The 17,680-nt window shown below is 63.1% G+C and carries 16 protein-coding genes; 10 read left to right on the top strand and 6 right to left on the bottom strand.

What is annotated here, in order from left to right; genetic code table 11:
• The first annotated feature begins 41 nt into the window (after nt 1–41).
• The 6 genes from AC27VE_RS08710 to AC27VE_RS08685 all read left to right on the top strand — a co-directional run bounded on the left by AC27VE_RS08710 (nt 42) and on the right by AC27VE_RS08685 (nt 5,064).
• Nucleotides 42–755 carry an ABC transporter permease gene (locus tag AC27VE_RS08710; protein WP_280029717.1) on the top strand — a complete coding sequence of 238 codons (714 nt, stop codon included), beginning with the start codon at nt 42–44 and terminating at the stop codon, nt 753–755.
• On the top strand, nt 745–1,434 hold the full coding sequence (locus tag AC27VE_RS08705) for an ABC transporter permease (protein ID WP_006227655.1): 690 nt from the start codon (nt 745–747) through the stop codon (nt 1,432–1,434). Before AC27VE_RS08710 ends, AC27VE_RS08705 begins: the two co-directional genes overlap by 11 nt.
• A gap of 37 nt (nt 1,435–1,471) precedes the next feature.
• Nucleotides 1,472–2,257, top strand: coding sequence for an amino acid ABC transporter ATP-binding protein (locus tag AC27VE_RS08700; RefSeq protein ID WP_088589341.1), 786 nt, complete (start codon nt 1,472–1,474; stop codon nt 2,255–2,257).
• A 25-nt stretch (nt 2,258–2,282) separates the two neighbouring features.
• Nucleotides 2,283–3,308, top strand: coding sequence for an ABC transporter substrate-binding protein (locus AC27VE_RS08695; RefSeq protein ID WP_488703604.1), 1,026 nt, complete (start codon nt 2,283–2,285; stop codon nt 3,306–3,308).
• Between the two features lie 78 nt (nt 3,309–3,386).
• Nucleotides 3,387–4,241, top strand: a complete 855-nt coding sequence (locus AC27VE_RS08690; protein WP_006227652.1) for an ABC transporter permease — start codon at nt 3,387–3,389, stop codon at nt 4,239–4,241.
• Nucleotide 4,242: 1 nt separating this feature from the next.
• Nucleotides 4,243–5,064 (top strand): ABC transporter permease, encoded by an 822-nt coding sequence (locus tag AC27VE_RS08685; RefSeq protein ID WP_424624989.1) that lies wholly within the window; start codon nt 4,243–4,245, stop codon nt 5,062–5,064.
• A gap of 205 nt (nt 5,065–5,269) precedes the next feature.
• Here the strand turns inward: AC27VE_RS08685 and AC27VE_RS08680 are convergent, their stop codons facing one another.
• The 5 genes from AC27VE_RS08680 to AC27VE_RS08660 all read right to left on the bottom strand — a co-directional run bounded on the left by AC27VE_RS08680 (nt 5,270) and on the right by AC27VE_RS08660 (nt 9,555).
• Entirely contained in the window at nt 5,270–6,229 is a 960-nt protein-coding gene (locus tag AC27VE_RS08680; RefSeq protein WP_488703603.1) for a 2-hydroxyacid dehydrogenase, read from the bottom strand.
• Nucleotides 6,230–6,241: 12 nt separating this feature from the next.
• Nucleotides 6,242–6,712, bottom strand: a complete 471-nt coding sequence (locus AC27VE_RS08675) for a type II 3-dehydroquinate dehydratase (protein WP_424624987.1) — start codon at nt 6,710–6,712, stop codon at nt 6,242–6,244.
• A gap of 10 nt (nt 6,713–6,722) precedes the next feature.
• Nucleotides 6,723–7,337 carry a glutathione S-transferase gene (locus AC27VE_RS08670; protein WP_006227648.1) on the bottom strand — a complete coding sequence of 205 codons (615 nt, stop codon included), beginning with the start codon at nt 7,335–7,337 and terminating at the stop codon, nt 6,723–6,725.
• Nucleotides 7,338–7,352: 15 nt separating this feature from the next.
• On the bottom strand, nt 7,353–8,351 hold the full coding sequence (locus AC27VE_RS08665) for an NAD(P)H-quinone oxidoreductase (protein ID WP_488703602.1): 999 nt from the start codon (nt 8,349–8,351) through the stop codon (nt 7,353–7,355).
• Nucleotides 8,352–8,433: 82 nt separating this feature from the next.
• Entirely contained in the window at nt 8,434–9,555 is a 1,122-nt protein-coding gene (locus AC27VE_RS08660) for an ABC transporter ATP-binding protein (protein WP_488703601.1), read from the bottom strand.
• A gap of 409 nt (nt 9,556–9,964) precedes the next feature.
• Here AC27VE_RS08660 and AC27VE_RS08655 point away from each other — a divergent pair, with 409 nt between their 5' ends.
• Nucleotides 9,965–11,215: a flavin-containing monooxygenase gene (locus AC27VE_RS08655; RefSeq protein ID WP_488703600.1), complete on the top strand. Its 1,251-nt coding sequence runs from the start codon at nt 9,965–9,967 to the stop codon at nt 11,213–11,215.
• Here the strand turns inward: AC27VE_RS08655 and AC27VE_RS08650 are convergent.
• Complete coding sequence (locus AC27VE_RS08650) at nt 11,126–12,679, bottom strand: efflux transporter outer membrane subunit (protein WP_488703599.1); 1,554 nt, start codon at nt 12,677–12,679, stop codon at nt 11,126–11,128. The genes AC27VE_RS08655 and AC27VE_RS08650 overlap by 90 nt on opposite strands.
• An 89-nt stretch (nt 12,680–12,768) precedes the next feature.
• On the opposite strand from AC27VE_RS08650, the gene AC27VE_RS08645 reads away from it, so the two are divergent.
• The 3 genes from AC27VE_RS08645 to AC27VE_RS08635 all read left to right on the top strand — a co-directional run bounded on the left by AC27VE_RS08645 (nt 12,769) and on the right by AC27VE_RS08635 (nt 17,658).
• Entirely contained in the window at nt 12,769–13,386 is a 618-nt protein-coding gene (locus tag AC27VE_RS08645) for a TetR/AcrR family transcriptional regulator (RefSeq protein WP_488703598.1), read from the top strand.
• A gap of 76 nt (nt 13,387–13,462) precedes the next feature.
• On the top strand, nt 13,463–14,569 hold the full coding sequence (locus tag AC27VE_RS08640; protein WP_488703597.1) for an efflux RND transporter periplasmic adaptor subunit: 1,107 nt from the start codon (nt 13,463–13,465) through the stop codon (nt 14,567–14,569).
• On the top strand, nt 14,566–17,658 hold the full coding sequence (locus AC27VE_RS08635; protein WP_488703596.1) for an efflux RND transporter permease subunit: 3,093 nt from the start codon (nt 14,566–14,568) through the stop codon (nt 17,656–17,658). Before AC27VE_RS08640 ends, AC27VE_RS08635 begins: the two co-directional genes overlap by 4 nt.
• Nucleotides 17,659–17,680 lie beyond the last annotated feature (22 nt).

Below are 17,680 nucleotides of genomic sequence, written 5' to 3'. Positions count from 1 at the left end.
GCAAGGCGCCTTTCAATGTGAACAGGCTATAGGAATACCTCATGCCTTCGATGGGTTTCGTGCAGCAACTCGCGACCGGCGCGATGATGACGATCCAGGTCGCCGTCTGTGCCTATCTGCTGGCGCTGGCGATCGGGACGTTCTTCGCCCTGATCACGCTACGGCCGACATGGCTGGCCAGGATCATCTGGATCCCGTATGCCTCCATCTTCACCGGCGTGCCTTCGCTGCTGGTGGGATTCCTGTTCTATTACGGCGGCTCGCAGATCGTCGCCGGCCTGCTCTCGCCGTTTGGCATCGGCCAGCGTATCGAGATCACGCCTTTCATGGCGGCAGTGGCGGCGCTGGGCATGGTGTACGGCGCCTACCTGGCCGACTTGATACGCAGCGCCATCCAGAACGTGCCCCACGGCCAGTTCGAAGCCGCGCGCGTGCTGCTGGTGCCGCGCAGCGCCATCTGGCTGAAGGTGATCCTGCCGCAGATGCTGCGCCTGGCCTTGCCCGGCATGACCAATATGTGGATCGTAGTCCTCAAGGATACGGCTCTCATTTCGTTGATCGGCCTGAAGGAAATCATGGCCTACGCCAAGCTCGCCTCCGGCGTGACCAAGGAACCTTTCGTCTACTACCTGCTCGCGGCGTTCTTCTTCCTCTTGATGACCTGGCTGACCTACTACGTGGCCCGTCGCGTTGAAACGTGGGCCGCGCGCGGCTTCCATCCCGTCGTGACCCAGGGAGCGTCTCATGCACTTTGATTTCCAGGTGGCCTGGGAGAGTCTGCCCAAACTGCTGGCCGGCGCCGGCACGACATTCGCCGTGCTGCTGCCGGTGCTAGTCATCGGCCTGCTGCTGGCGCTGCCGGTTGCGCTGGCAAGCTTCCGCCCGGGTCCGCGCGCCCTCTTCGCCAGCAGCTACATCGGCTTTTTCCGCGGAGTGCCCAGCCTGGTGTTGCTGTATCTGATCTATAGCGGACTGCCGCAGTTCTCTTTCGTGCGCGATACCTTTCTGTGGAACGTCTTTTCCAGCGCGTATGTCTGCGCCTGGCTGGGCTTGGCGCTGACGCACTCCGGCTTCATGGCGGAGATCATCCGCGGCGGGCTGGCGGCAATTCCGAAGGGCACCATCGAAGCCGCGCAGACCCTGGGCCTGAAGCCCGCGCAAATCCTGTTTCGACTGCGGCTTCCGCTGGTCGCGCGCTATGTACTGCGCGCCTATCAGAACGAGTTGCTGATCATGGTGAAAAGCACGGCGGCCGTCAGCGCCATCACCCTGGTCGACCTGACGGCCGCCGCCAATACCGTGTTCGACTACACCTATGACCCGTTCACGCCCCTGATCACGGCGGCGGCCATCTACTGGTGCATTACCAACAGCATACGTCTTGGATTCTCGATCGCGGATCGCAAGTTGAACCGCTATCTCGCCAGAGTCTGAGCCGCCCGGCCGACCGTCCTTCAGAGCGCGAACCATCATGACTGCCATCCTGTCCAGCATCACGCCGCCGTTGTCCTCCGTCCGTTCTGAATGCGCGCCCGCGGTATCCATCTCGGGATTGAACAAGTTCTACGGGTCGTTCCACGCGCTGCGAGATATCCACCTTGAGGTATCCAGCGGCGAAATCGTCATCCTTTGCGGCCCTTCGGGATCCGGCAAGTCGTCGCTCATCCGCTGCATCAACCATCTGGAACAGCACGACTCTGGCGATATCCACGTCAATGGCACGGCGCTCACCCGGCGCCCGGAAAGCGTGGAGCAAGTCCGGCGCCAGCTGGGCATGGTGTTCCAGAGCTTCAATCTCTTTCCGCACATGACGGTGCTGGAGAACTGCACCTTCGCGCTGAAGATCGCCTTGAAGACGCCGGCCGCCGAGGCCGAGCAGACCGCACGGGAGTACCTCGCCAAGGTCAATGTGATCGAACAGGCCGGCAAGTATCCGATCCAGCTTTCCGGCGGGCAGCAGCAGCGCGTGGCCATCGCGCGCGCGCTCTGCCTGCGGCCGCGCATCATGCTTTTCGACGAACCGACGTCCGCGCTGGATCCGGAATCGGTCGGTTCCGTGCTGCGCATCATGGAAGACCTGGCCCAGACCGGCATCACCATGATCTGCGTCACCCACGAGATCGGCTTCGCCCGCAGGGTGGCCGACCGCTGTGTGTTCATGGAGTGCGGCGAAATCATCGAGACCGCGCCCGCCGAACAATTCTTTGCCTCGCCGAGAAGTGAGCGACTGAAGCATTTCCTCGAACAGGTTCTGTAGCCAACAACATAGACAAGGGGTTGTCATGATCAAGAAACTTATTTGCGCGGGCATGCTTGCCGGCGCTGCCCTCGCCGGCACGGCGCATGCGCAGGATGCCCTGGTGGTAAGCACCTGGGGCGGCAGCTTCCGGGACCTTATCGATGAGACCATCTCCAAGGAGTTCACGCGGCAGACAGGGGTGCCGGTGAAGTACATCACGGGTGGCACCATCGACCGCTTGAACAAGGCCAAGCTCGCCACCAAGCCGGAAAGCGACATCACGTTCACCACATCGCACATCGGCTGGCTCTACGTCAATGCCGGTCTGTACGAGAAGCTGGACCTGAGCAAAATCCCCAATTATTCGCACTTGGTCGATCGCGCCAAGATCAGCCCGTACCACATCGGCAGCTGGGCGTATGTGTACACCATCGGCTATCGCCCCGACCTGGTTCCCGCCGGCATCACCTTCAACAGCTGGAACGATCTCTGGAACCCGGCGCTGAAAGGCAAGCTGTCCGCGCCCGATTTCGACCCCAGCCATATCATCGACATTTCGGCCCTGCTCTCGGGCGGCAACGCAAGCAGCTGGGAAAAGGGCCAGGACAAACTCAAGGCGCTGAAGCCCAACTTCAAGGCCTTCTACACCAACGATGCCAACAGCCAGCAACTGATCGCCGCCGGCGAGACGCCCGTGCAGATCGTGCTGTCCATGAACGCCTATTACATGATCGGCCAGGGGGTGCCGATCAAGGTCGCGATGCCCAAGGAAGGCGCAGTCCTGGGGGTGGACACCATGGCCATCATGAAAGGCAGCACCAAAGCCGACCTGGCGCACAAGTTCATGAACATAGCGCTGTCGCCGGAAGTGCAGGCCAAGATCGTGGCCGCGAAGAAGGCCAGCCCCGTCATCGACGACGCCAAGGTCTCGCCCGAAGACGCCGCGCTGCCGGGCGTCTTCACGACCAAGCAGCAATGGGATACCCAGGCCATCGTCATCGACGACAAGCTGCGCGCCGAAAAGACGGCTGAGTGGCGCAAGTGGTTTACCGAAAACATCATGAACTGATTGCCGATACCGCGGCCTCGCGGCCTTGCGGGCCGCGGCGCCGCCGTGCTTTCACCGTACACGAAGGATGGGTCCACCATGGATGCGCGTTCCACCCTGCGGGGATGGCTGATATCCCCGGCCAGCTTCATCGCGCTGTGCATCTGCGTCGCCATGGCGGCCGTGCTGCAGTACAGCTTGCGCACTTTCATTCCCGGTTCGCTGGATGTCGGGGGCCTGACGCTCTCGAACTTCTCGGGTATGGGCAAGCAGATCTACGTCGATGCCTTTGTCAACACCTTGCGCCTGAGCGTGGAAACGACAGTCTTCTCCCTGCTCGTCGCGTACCCCTTGGCGTATGCCCTGGTCAGGGTGCGAAACCGCTACATCAAGTCTTTCATCCTGATCGTCTCCATCACGCCGCTGTTCCTGGGCGAAATCGTGCGCACCTATTCCTGGATCATCGTGCTGGGCAGCACGGGCTTCATCAATTCGATGCTGCTAAAGCTGGGCCTGATCGATACGCCGCTGGCGCTGATGTTCAGCCATCTTGGCGTACTGGTGGCGCTGGTGCACGTTACCGTTCCGGTGGTCGTGCTGATGTTGGCTACCGCCATCTCGCACATCGACCGCGATTACGAGAAAGCCGCCGAAAGCCTGGGCGCCGGGCCGGTCCGCACTTTCCTGACCATCACGCTTCCCCTGTCGATGCCGGGCATCCTGGCCAGCATCACGACCTCGTTCGCCTGGACGTTCAGCGCCTTCGCCACGCCGCAGATGATCGGCGGAGGCCGCGTTCCGACGGTTTCCACACTGGTCTACCAGCTGGGGTTCTCGTCCATGAATTTTCCCCTGGCGGCCAGCCTGAGCGTCATGGGCCTGGGCCTTACGGCGATTGCGCTGATGCTGCTTGGCCGCGTCACGCGCCGTCTCAAGGTCATTGGAGGACACTGACATGGGTCTCCGTAAATCCCTGCCCCTGTGGCTGCGTATCGGCGCGCCGGTGCTGATCACGCTGATTCTGGCCTTTGTGCTGCTGCCCGTCGTGGTGGTGGTGCTGGCTTCCTTCAATGAAAAAGCCTTGCTCACGTTTCCGCCGCAGGCCTGGTCCTGGCGCTGGTTCGAGCGTGTTTTCACCTACTCCGACTTTCGCGACGGCTTTCACGCCAGCATGGTGGTGACGTTCTGGTCGTCATTGCTGGCGCTGGTCATCGGCACCGGCCTGGCGATTGCCGTCAAGCGCATGGCGTTTCCCGGCAAGAACATCCTGCAGGCGATTCTGCTCTCGCCGCTGGTGATCCCTCACTTCACGGTGGGATTGGGCCTGTTGATCCTGGTGGCGCAGCTGAACATCGATCGTGGCTACGGCATCGTGATTCTGTGCCACGTCATCCTCGTCCTGCCTTTCGTGCTGCGCAGCGTCTACGTCTCGATGGAGAACCTGGACGAGCGCCTGGAGCAAAGCGCCGCCAGCCTGGGAGCGTCGCCGGTGCGGGTCCTGTTCACAATCACCGTGCCCTTGCTGGCACCCGGATTGTTCGGCGGCTGGCTGTTCGCGGCCATCATGTCATTCAGCGAATTCACCGCATCGCTGTTCGTGACTACCCAGAGCACGCAAACCCTTCCCGTGACGATGTACAACTATGTGCGCGAATTTGCGGACCCGACCCTGGCCGCGTTGTCGGTGGTGTATATCGTGGTGACGGCCAGCCTGCTGATCTTCGCCAACCGCTTCCTCGGACTGGGCAGGATTCTCAATATCGAGGACAACCACTAGAGAATTTTTGGGTGGAATGTGGAAGTTTGATTTTGTGACGCCAGGTTCGTTCTTGAGCCGCCGGAGTCCGGACTGCAGGATTCCGATGCTCGGCCCGGTGGTCCTGCGCTTCGGGGCGAGCATCGGAATGGCGCAGGGCAGCCTCGGCGGGTTCAGAACCCTGACATCCGCAAGCTCTAACATCCGAGCGAGCCCGCTGAGCCCTTCAATAGCCGCGCGCCGGATCGACGCGGTTGGCGGGCTCCAGGCCCTGGCTGACTCGCAGTACGTTGTCGGCGATCTGTCCGGCGGCCGATGCCGGAATGGCCACCGAAGCCAGGTGCGGTGTAATGAGCACGTTGTCCATTCCCCAGAGCGGGTCCCCAGGCGGCAGCGGCTCGCGCTCGAAGACGTCCAGCGTCGCGCCGCCCAGATGTCCGCTGCGCAGCAGATCGGTCAGGGCCGCCTGGTCCACCAGCGCGCCCCGCGCCACATTGATCAGGGCCGCGCCGCGCGGCAGGCGCTGCAGACGCTCACGGTCCAACAGGCCACGCGTCTGCGGCGTAAGCGGAAGCATCACCACCAAAATGTCGGCGCGCGACAGTACGGTATCCAGCGCCGCCATGCCGGCGTGGCACTCGATGCCTTCGATGTCGCGCGGGCTGCGCGACCAACCCAGCACGGTCAGCCCCTGGCGGGACAGTTCCTGCGCCGCACAGGCGCCCAGTTCGCCCAGGCCCAGCACTGCCACGCGCACCGTCTCCGGCGAGCGAGGATGGCGATAGGCCCACTCGCCCCGCCGCTGCGCCGCTTCAAAATAGGGAATGTCACGCGCATACCGCAGGGCGGCAAACAGCACATAGCCCGCCATCATGCGCGCCATATTGGGATCGGTGAGGCGGGTGATGGGCACCTCGGCGGGCAGGTCTTCGCGGCCGACGAGTGAATCCACCCCAGCGCCCAGATTCACGATAAGGCGCAGGTTCTTCATGCGGTCGAAGAATCCCTGCGGCGCCTTCCAGACCAACGCGTAATGGATGTCGGCCGGATCGTACGCGTCGTTGCCGTGCACCACGCGCAAACCGGGCAGGCAGGCCTGCATGGCATCGCGCCAGGCCGCGTAGTCGTCGAAATCGCTATAGAAGATCATTGCGCCCGACACGGCGGGACGGGGGGATGCGTGCATGGCCGGTCTACCTCAGGTGCCGCGATTGATCAGGCGGGACATGGCCTCGATGGCAAGTTCGTAGCCATCGCCGCCCAGCCCCGCGATGACACCATCCGCGGCCTTGGAAATATAGGAATGATGGCGGAAGGCTTCCCGCCGCCAGATGTTGCTCATGTGAACTTCGATGATCCTGCCCGGAAAGGATAACAAGGCATCCAGGATGGGCACCGACGAATAGGTCAGGCCAGCCGCGTTGATGATGACGCCCTGCGCAGCGCCGCGCGCTTCCTGGATCCAGTCGACCAACTGGCCTTCGTGGTTGGACTGGACGAAGTGCAACTGGATGCCCAGCGAGGCGGCCTTGCTTTCGCAACGCTGCTGTAGCACGGGAAAACTGTCGGAGCCATAGGTCTTGTTGGCATCCAGCCCGTAGAGATTGGCGTTCGGCCCGTTCAGAAACCAGACCGTGGAAGAGGTAGTGGTGGCGCTTCGCGTCGTCATGGAGGCAGTCTCAGGCGTCATGGGGAAGGGTCGCCTGCATGGCAGGCAATTCGTTGAACACGGAGAACCACGCTGCGGCGCGCGGATGCGCCGTGCGCCAGTCCAGTTCAGGAAAGCGGAAATCCAGATACCCCAGGGCGCAGGCGAGGGTCAGGTCGCCGATGCTCGGATGCGTTCGCGGCAGCTCGTCTGCCTGCGACTCGATATCCGCAAGGCAGGCCTGGACTTTGACGAGCTGCGCCTCGCGCCATTGGGGCCACTGGATCTCGGCCGGCCGGGCCGTGTGCTCGTAACGCGCCAGCAGCGCGGCATCCAGCAGGCCGTCGCCCAGGGCCTGGCGCGTCAACGCGACCCAGCGGGCCGGCCCCGCCGGAAACAACTGCGTATCGCCGGCAGCCTCAGCCAAGTACTCGCAGATCACGCGGCTGTCGTAGAGCGCTCTGCCGTCCGGCAGGATCAGGGTGGGCACCTTGGCCAGCGGATTGTGGGCCGCGATACGCGTATCGCGGTTGACCGGATGCGCGGCGCTGGCCAGCCATTCGATCTGTCCGGCCTGGCCGGTCAAGTGCGCGCACACCATCACCTTGCGCACGAAGGGCGACGTCGGGGCATAAAGCAGTTTCAATCCATTCTCCGTTTGTCAGGGTTTGAGGACCAGTTTGCCAAACACCTTGCCGCTTTCCAGCAACTGATGCGCACGCACGGCCTCGGCCAGGGGCAGGCTTTGCGCCATCCTCGGCCGGATACGGCCCGCGGCCACCAACGGCAGCACATGGCGTCTGAGCGCAACCGCCATCCGGGCCTTCTCAGCATCGGTCTGCGGACGCATGGTCGAAGAGTGCAGGCTCAACTGCTTTTGCATCAGGGTCAGCAGTTCGATGGTGACGGCCGATCCCTGCAGGAAGGAAAGGCTCACGTGACGCCCGCCGAAGGCCAGGGCCTGCAGATTGCGCCGCACATAATCGCCGCCGACGATATCCAGCACGACATCCACGCCACGGCCCTGCGTGAAAGTGGCGCAGGCTTCCACGAAATCCGTGTCATGAAAGCAGATCACCTCGTCGGCGCCGAGTTCGCGCAAGGCGTCCAGGCGGTCGCGTTCGCCGTCCGTGGCGATGACCCGCGCGCCCGCGGCATGCGCCATCTGGATGGCCAGCGTGCCGATACCGCCGCCGCCACCATGGATCAGCACGGTCTCCCCCATGCGCAGGCGGCCCAGTTCGAACAGGTTGTGCCAGACGGTAAACAGGCCTTCCGGCAGGGCGCTCGCTTGCGCGTCGTCCAGCGCGTCGGGCACAGTCAGGGAATGATCCACGCGCGCCACGCACCACGGCGCATAGCCGCCGCCCGCAAGCAGGCTCATGAGGCGCTGCCCTCGCAAGGCATCCGGCACGCCTGGCCCGCATGCTGCTACCTCGCCGCAGGCCTCCAGCCCCAGCACGTCGGTCACGCCCGGCGCCGGCTTGCTCACGCCCTGGCGCTGCATGATGTCGGGCCGGTTGATGCCGGCCGAGTGCACGCGCAACAACACTTCGCCCGGGCCGGGCGCCGGGACGGGCCTGCCGGCCAGCGTCAATACCGTGGCATCGCCGGGCTCGCGGGCGATGATGGCTTGCATTTCAGCGGGAATTTGATTCATGGCACTGTGCCTCGCGGACGAATGGAAACTCGGCGGCTGCGCAGGCGCCACCACCAGGAAAGGGCATCGCGTGAAGCCGTCTTCAGGACGGCGCGTTGAAGACACTGACCCCGTGGCCGGGCAGGGCAAGGCCCGCCACGGCGCCCACGGGCCATTCATGCAGGCAATTCAGGTCGAAGGTGCGCACCATGACGTGCTGGCGCCCTTCCACGGGAATGTGCACATCCAGGTACAGGTCCACGTGATCGCCCTGGAACACGTGGTTGACGACCGTGCCGCTCAAGACTGATCCGCTATGCAGGGCTTCCAGCTTGATATGTTCTGGCCGTACATAGAGATCAAGCCGGTGGCCCTCGTGCGACCCGCCCACCAGGCGCTGGCGGGGAATATGCGTCAGCCCCGCGCCCAGGCGCAGCTGGATGGTTTCCGCGCTGGTGCCGTGATAGTGCGCGGGCAGGATGTTGACGTCGCCCAGGAACGATGCCACGAACGGATCCTGCGGATTGCGGTAGAGCTCGTCGGGCGTGGCGACTTGCCGGATCACGCCCTGATTCATCACGGCGATGCGATCCGACATGCTGAGGGCCTCGCCCTGGTCATGCGTGACGAAGATCGTCGTCACGCCCAGCCTGCGCTGGATATCGCGGATTTCCACCTGCATGGCGCCGCGCAGGCTTTTGTCCAGAGCGGAAAATGGCTCGTCCAGCAACAGGACCTTCGGACGTATCACCAACGCCCGCGCCAGTGCCACGCGCTGCTGCTGCCCCCCGGACAGCTCGCGCGGCTTGCGCTCGCCGAGTCCATCCAGCTTTACCAGCGCCATGGCTTCACGCACCCGCCTCTCGATCTCGGCGGCCGGCACGCGCCGCATCCGCAGGCCGTACGCAATATTGCGCTCCACGGTCATGTGCGGAAACAACGCGTAGTTCTGGAACACGATGCCGATCTGGCGCTGATACGGCGGCAGCGCCGTGACGGGCGTGTCGTCGATAAAGATCTCGCCCTCGTCGGCGTCGGCGAAGCCCGCAATCAGGTTCAGCAAGGTGGTCTTGCCGCAGCCCGACGGGCCCAGCAGCGTCAGGAATTCCCCGCGCTCGATCTTCAGGGACACCTGTTGAAGCACCGCGTGACCGCGATATTTCTTGACCACTCCCTCCAGGCGGACGGCACTGGAGCTATCGGAGGAATAGGGACTATTCGGCATGGCTGCTGCACTCACGGAGTTCAGTTTCCCGGCGCGAAGATTCCGGGAAAAACAGGCGGTGGCCGCATGGCACGCAAGGCTGCGGCGCCAGCGTTTCTGGTGCAGTCAAGAATACGGTAAAGCCCTGTTTCCAGTGCGTTGCCGATGCTGATGGGGGCCATCGGAAAAAAGAAATCACGACGGCGCAAGCGCGTCGGCGCTTGCCGCCCCGCTAAACAGACACCTTTGCTTTTTCCTAAGTCAGCCGTCCGAAAAACGAAGTTATCAACTTAGGGCTTCGGGGTCACACTGCGTGCCAATCGTTCAGCGCGCACCCTGATCGTGCACGCGGTTCGCCGGCTTTCTTGTCCTTGATCGTCGTGTCAGCCTCGAGACGCACCAGGGTCTCGGTATTTCTTAGGATCTTCACATGTCAATTGAAAAAACCAATACGCTGGTGATCGGCGCCGGCCAGGCCGGCATCGCAATGAGCGAGCACCTCGGCGCCATGGGGATTGCGCATATCGTGCTCGAACGCAAGCGGATCGCCGAACGCTGGCGCTCCGAACGCTGGGACTCGCTGGTGGCCAACGGCCCCGCCTGGCACGACCGCTTTCCCGGCTTGAAGTTCGATGACGTCGGACCCGATGTCTTCCCGCCCAAGGAGCGCATGGCCCAGTACTTTGAAGACTACGCCAAGATGCTCAATGCGCCGGTGCGCACCGGCGTCGAAGTCCTGCGCGTCCAGCGCAACGAGAAGCGTCCGGGCTTCACCGTCACCACCTCCGCAGGCACCATCGAAGCCCAGCACGTGGTCGCCGCGACTGGCCCCTTCCAGGTCCCCACCTATCCGAAAATCGTGCCGGAAAGCGCCGGCATCCAGCAGCTTCATTCCTCGGCCTACAAGAACCCGGGGCAATTGGCCGACGGCGCCGTGCTCGTCGTCGGCGCGGGCGCCTCCGGTTCGCAGATCGCCGAAGAGCTCCGCCAGGCCGGCCGCACCGTCTACCTGTCCGTGGGCGAACACTACCGCCCCCCCCGCTCCTACCGCGAACGCGATTACTGCTGGTGGCTGGGTGCGTTGGGCATGTGGGACGAAGTCAAGAAAAAGCCCAAGCGCGAACACGTCGCCTTCGCCGTAAGCGGCTACGAGAACGGCAAGACCGTCGACTTCCGGCGCCTTGCCCGCGACGGCATCCAATTGGTAGGCATCACGACCTCCTACGAAAACGGGGTGCTGCACTTCGCCGACAACCTCGGCCGCGATGTCGCCCAGGGCGATGCCGACTACTTCGAGGTCCTGCGCGAAGCCGACGCCTACATCGAGCAGAATGGCCTGGACCTTCCGCCCGAGCCCGACGCCTGGAAACTGCTGCCCGACCCGGAGTGCCTCACCTACCCCATCCTCAGCCTGAACCTGGCCGAGGCCGGCATCAAGACCATCCTGTGGGCAACCGGCTTCAAGGTCGACTTCAGCTGGATCGATGTCGACACCTTCGACGAAAAGGGCTACCCCATCCACAAGCGCGGCATCTCGGCCGAAAAAGGCATCTACTTCTTAGGCCTGCCCAACCTCACCAACCGCAGTTCCTCATTCATATGGGGGGTTTGGCACGACGCCCGCTACATCGCCGACCATATCGGGATCCATCAGGACTACCTGGCGTACAGGAAGGAATGACGGAGTCCGCGGCACGCTTGCTTCGGGCGACATCGGCTGCCAACCGCCGCCAAGCGCCTTGAACGCAGCAACGGCAGCACGCGCTGATTCAGTTTGTGCCTGCGCTCTGGCATCCGACACTTGCAAAAGAGTTTCGTCGGCGCGCAGCACATCGATCAGGCTGGCGGTTCCACGCTGATAGGCCGCGAACGAGGACGCCTGGGCACGGGAAAGCGATGCTTCGCCTTGCGCCAGCATCGCGGCCTGCTCTCCCCGATTGAACAATGCCGAAAGTGCATTCTCGACATCCTCGGTAGCGCGCAGTACCGCTTGACGGTACGCGGCCAGTGCCTCGGCATCCCGCCCCTGGGCGAGATCGATCTGCGCATTGATGCGGCCGAAATCGAAAAGGCGCCACCGCAGCCCCAGCATGCCCGACGTCTGACTCGCGCCGCTGGAGAACAAGTTGCCGCTGGAGATCACTGTGGCACTTCCCAGCAAGCCGCTCAACGAGAACTTCGGGTAATACTCGGCAATCGCTTCACCGATTCGGGCGTTTGCCGCGGCAAGCCGGCGTTCGGCCACGATTAGATCAGGGCGCCGCTGGAGCAGATCCGCCGGCGTCCCCATCTCGGCGATCCGTGGAATCGCGGGAATCGGCGCGACGGCCTCGAGTTCAGCCCGATGCGTGCCCGGCGGGGCGGCGAGCATCACGTCCAGGGCATTCATGCCCGCGTCCAGGCCCGCCTGGAGCACGGGAATGGTCGCTCGCACCTGCGCCAGTTCTCCTTCCGCTTGCCGTACCTGGTAGTCGGCAGCCAGCCCCTTGTCGTAAAGCAGTTGGACTTTCGCCAGCAGGTCCTGCTGAGTCTTGACCTGCCGCTTGGCAATATCAAGGCGGGCCTGCAAGCCCCGGATAGTGATGTAGATATCCGCCGCCTGGGCGGCTACGGCCAAGCGCGTGGCCACGGCACCCGCCTGCGAAGCTTGGTAGTCGGCCAGTGCCGCTTCCAGGTCACGCCGTCGACCGCCAAATACGTCCGCTTCCCAGCTTGCTCCCAGGTTGGCCTCGTAGGCATTGCCCCAGCGGTTATATCCAGGCGTGGCATTTACCACCTGGCCCAACGGAGTTTCCACCGACTGATAGGCGCGAGCGGCCGATCCGCTGAGGCTCCCCGACGGGAGCAAAGCCGCGTTGGCTGCCCCAAGCCCGGCACGCGCTTGGCTGACACGAGCGGACGCCTGCGCCAAATCCAGGTTCTCCTCAAGCGCCAATGACACAAAACGCGTAAGCAGGGGGTCGTTGAATCCCTGCCACCATGTCGCCAATTCCGCCGCAGACACGTTGTGACCGCGTTCAGTTGTGCCCTGCCCCATGTAGCGCTGCGGCAACGGCGCCTCAGGCCGCTGATAGTCGGGCCCGACTGCACAACCAGTCGCCACGCTGACGAGTAGCAAAACAACAATAGAGCGACGGGGCGACATGGCGATCCTCGGGGAGTTCAGATTGCTGTGACTATAATACGAAATGGTCACTCGTTGTCAATGATCATCCCACGAGGTAAGCTCGTGCCATGACCAAGACACCCTCTTCTGCGCCCCAGCTTCGCGGGCCTTCGGAACACGATGTCCGAAATCAAATTGTCGAAGCGGCTACCGAGTATTTCGGCCACTATGGCTACGAAAAGACCACCGTCTCCGATCTGGCCAAGGCGATCGGCTTTTCCAAGGCCTACATCTATAAATTCTTTGACTCCAAGCAGGCAATTGGCGAGGTCATCTGCGCCAATCGCCTGAGCACGATCGTGGCGGCCATTGATGAGGCCGTAGCCGGCACGCCCTCTGCACCCGAGCAGCTTCGCCGCACGTTTAAGACGCTGGTGGAATCTGGTAGCCAATTGTTCTTCCAGGATCGCAAGCTCTACGAAATAGCCAAGACTTCGGCAGGTGAAGCTTGGCCTTCCACACGCGGCTACGAAGAGCACCTCAGAGGGGTAGTCTTGCAGATCGTTCGCAACGGTCGCGAGTCGGGCGATTTCGAGCGCAAGACCCCACTGGACGAGACGGCGAATGCCATCTTTTTAGTCATGCGCCCGTATATCAATCCGTTGTTGTTGCAGCACAATTTAGACAATGTCGACGAAGCCACGACTCAGTTATCCAACCTGATATTGCGTAGTCTGACCCCCTAATCGAATGCGTTGTGACTATTGACTGATTTAGTCACTTGATTAAAATGGGCAACCTATTTCGTCAGGACGGGTTCCCATGCTTCGGCGCCAGCTTGCTTCGTATGCCATTTGTCTGTTGCCCCTTGCCCTCGCGGCATGTGGTGAAAGTCCCACCTCTGATCCACGTACAGAGGCCCCGCTAGTCAGGATCGGTGCCGTCGAAAACGCAGCCGCCGCGTCGCGTTCGTTCACGGGCATCGTGGCAGCCCGGGTTCAAAGCGACCTGGGTTTTCGCGTAGCGGGCAAGGTTTCTGAGCGCCTCGTCGATACCGGGCAGGCCGTCAAGCGCGGTCAGCCTCTCATGCGGATGGATCCGAATGACCTGGGGCTGCAGGCCCGTGCGCAACAGGAGGCGGTAACCGCGGCTCGGGCGCGCGCCAAGCAAACGGCCGACGACGAAGCACGCTATCGCGATCTGGTCGCGGAAGGCGCTGTATCGGCGTCGGCCTACGATCAAATAAAAGCCGCCGCCGACTCGGCTCGGGCTCAACTCAAGGCTGCCGAAGCGCAGGCCGACGTGGCGAAGAACGCGTCGAGCTACGCTGTTTTGCTGGCCGATGTCGATGGTGTGGTGGTAGAGACGCTTGCTGAGCCGGGGCAAGTGGTGGCTGCCGGGCAGCCGGTCGTGCGTCTGGCGCGAGCAGGCCAGCGTGAGGCCATCGTGCACCTGCCCGAGACGTTGCGTCCGTCCCTAGGCTCGTCCGCGCAAGCCAGGTTGTACGGCAACGGGCAGACCTCAGTGGCGGCGAAACTGCGGCAGCTGTCCGACGCGGCGGATCGCGTCACCCGCACCTACGAGGCCCGTTATGTACTTGAAGGTGCGTTGTCCCAAGCGCCTTTGGGGGCCACCGTCACCGTTGACATCCTAGAGGGCACGCAAACCTCGCCATCGCTGCAAGTCCCGATCGGCGCATTGTTCGATCCGGGCAAGGGGCCGGGCGTCTGGAAAATTGAAGGAGAGCCTGCAAAAGCCGTCTGGCGCTCCGTTAAGGTGCTCAGTCTGACGGACGAAACGGCGCGGGTGACGGGCGATCTCAAGGTTGGCGAGCAGGTGGTATCGCTGGGCGCGCACTTGCTGCGTGAGGGCGAGATCGTCAGGCCGCTGGGACGAGGCGCAACGGTGGCGGCCGGAGATCGGCCATGAGCGAGGGACGTTTCAATCTTTCGGCGCTCGCGGTGCGCGAGCGATCGATCACACTGTTCCTGCTGTTGCTGATTTCCGTGGCGGGCGTTCTGGCGTTCCTTGGACTGGGGCGCGCGGAAGATCCACCGTTCACGATCAAGCAGATGACGGTCGTCACCGCCTGGCCGGGCGCAACCGCGCAGGAAATGCAGGATCAGGTCGCCGAGCCACTGGAAAAGCGCCTGCAGGAACTACGGTGGTACGACCGCTCCGAGACATTCACGCGCCCCGGGCTGGCATTCACCATGGTGTCTTTGCTCGACGCCACGCCGCCTGCGGACGTGCAAGAGGAGTTCTACCAGGCCCGCAAAAAGCTGAGCGACGAGGCGCAGCGGTTGCCTGCCGGCGTCATCGGGCCGATCGTCAATGACGAATACGCCGACGTGACGTTCGCGCTCTTTGCCCTCAAGGCCAAGGGCGAGCCACAACGGCTGCTGGTGCGTGAGGCGGAAGCGCTGCGCCAACAGCTGCTGCACGTGCCTGGGGTGAAGAAGGTCAACATCATTGGGGAGCAGCCCGAACGCATTTTTGTGTCCTTCTCCCACGACCGCTTGGCCACCGTCGGCGTCACGGCGCAAGACATCTTCGCCGCACTCAACAGCCAGAACGTGCTAACCCCGGCAGGCTCCATCGAAACTAGGGGGCCGCAGGTCTACCTGCGCGTCGACGGGGCGTTCGACAACCTGGAGAAGATTCGACAGACCCCGATCGTCGCCCAGGGCCGCACGCTAAAGCTGTCGGATGTGGCGACCGTCGAGCGGGGCTATGAAGACCCTTCGACCTTCCTGGTGCGCAACGGCGGCGAGCCGGCATTGCTGTTAGGCGTCGTCATGCGCGACGACTGGAACGGTCTCGATCTGGGCAAGGCGCTTGAGGCGGAAGTCATCAAGATCAACGCGGCGATGCCCCTGGGCATGACTTTGGCCAAGGTAACCGATCAGGCTGTCAACATCAGCTCGGCGGTGGACGAGTTCATGGTCAAGTTCTTCGTCGCCTTACTCGTGGTGATGTTGGTGTGCTTTGTCAGCATGGGCTGGCGTGTCGGCATCGTCGTTGCGGCCGCCGTGCCGCTGACCCTGGCAGCCGTATTCATCATCATGGCGGCGAGCGGCAAGAACTTTGATCGCATCACACTTGGTTCGCTAATCCTGGCGTTGGGCCTGCTGGTGGACGATGCCATCATCGCCATCGAAATGATGGTAGTGAAGATGGAGGAAGGCTACAGCCGCGTGGCCGCATCGGCCTACGCCTGGAGCCACACGGCGGCCCCGATGCTTTCGGGCACCCTGGTCACGGCCATCGGTTTCATGCCCAATGGCTTCGCGCGCTCCACGGCCGGTGAATACACCAGCAACATGTTCTGGATCGTCGGTGTCGCCCTGATCGCCTCTTGGGTGGTGGCGGTGGTGTTCACCCCGTATCTGGGCGTGAAGCTACTGCCAGACATCAAGAAGGTGGAAGGCGGGCACGATGCCATCTATAACACCCGCCACTACAACCGCTTCCGACAGCTGCTCGGGCGCGTTATCGCACGCAAGTGGCTGGTGGCCGGAGCGGTCGTCGGCTTGTTCATGCTGGCCGCCGTCGGAATGGGTGTGGTCAAGAAGCAGTTCTTCCCGACTTCGGACCGGCCGGAGGTGCTGGTCGAGATACAGATGCCTTACGGCACCTCGATCGAGCAGACCAGCGCCACCACGGCAAAGGTCGAAGCCTGGCTGGCGAAGCAGGAAGATGCGCGGATCGTGACGTCCTACATCGGCCAGGGCGCGCCGCGCTTTTTCCTGGCGATGGCACCTGAGTTGCCCGACCCATCGTTCGCCAAGATCGTGGTGCTCGCGGGCAATGACAAGGAACGCGAGGCGCTGAAGTTCCGCCTGCGCCAGGCGGTGGCGGATGGACTGGCGCCCGAGGCGCAGGTGCGCGTCACCCAGATCGTCTTCGGCCCGCCTTCGCCGTTCCCCGTGGCCTACCGCGTCATGGGGCCAGATCCGGACAAGCTGCGGGCCATTGCCGCGGAAGTCGTGGGCGTCATGAGCGCCAGCCCGATGATGCGCACGGTCAATACCGACTGGGGGCCGCGCGTGCCCAGCCTGTCCTTCACCCTCGACCAAGATCGGCTCAACGCCGTCGGCCTGACTTCCAGCTCGGTCGCCCTGCAGTTGCAGTTCTTGCTCAGCGGGGTGCCGCTGACGCAAGTGCGCGAAGATATCCGTTCGGTGCAGGTGGTCGGCCGCGCGGCGGGTGACGTTCGCCTCGATCCTGCGAAGATCGGCGCCTTCACGCTGGTCGGATCAGCGGGACAGCGCATCCCGCTGTCCCAGGTGGGCAGCGTCAATGTGCGCATGGAAGATCCCATCCTGCGACGCCGTGATCGCATGCCCACAATCACCGTGCGCGGCGACATCGCTGAGGGTCTGCAGCCCCCGGACGCTTCCATGGCTGTGCTGAAGCAGTTGCAACCCATCATCGAAAGTCTTCCTCCCGGCTACCGCATCGAGCAGGCCGGCTCGATCGAGGAAGCCAACAAAGCCACCACGGCGATGTTGCCGCTGTTCCCGATCATGATCGCGCTCACCTTGCTTATTATCATTCTGCAGGTACGCTCGATAGCGGCAATGGTCATGGTGTTTGCGACCAGTCCGCTCGGCTTGATCGGGGTGGTTCCGACTCTGCTACTGTTCCAGCAGCCGTTCGGCATCAATGCCCTGGTCGGCCTGATCGCCCTGTCGGGCATCCTGATGCGCAACACGCTGATCCTGATCGGACAGATCCACCACAACGAGCAGGAGGGATTGAGTCCATTCAACGCGGTCGTCGAAGCCACGGTTCAGCGTGCAAGGCCGGTGATATTGACGGCCTTGGCCGCGATTCTGGCCTTCATTCCGCTGACCCACTCAGTGTTCTGGGGCACGCTGGCCTACACGCTGATCGGCGGTACGTTCGCGGGAACGATTCTGACACTGGTGTTCCTGCCGGCCATGTATGCGATTTGGTTCAAGATCCGCCCGCACGGAGAGAAGCTATCCGAGCCCACAGCACAACCAGCATGAAGATTCGCCTGGTGGGCGCGAA

The organism is Achromobacter sp. 18P8.1.1 (genome assembly GCF_057799415.1).
This window is presented reverse-complemented; position numbering and strand designations above follow the sequence as displayed.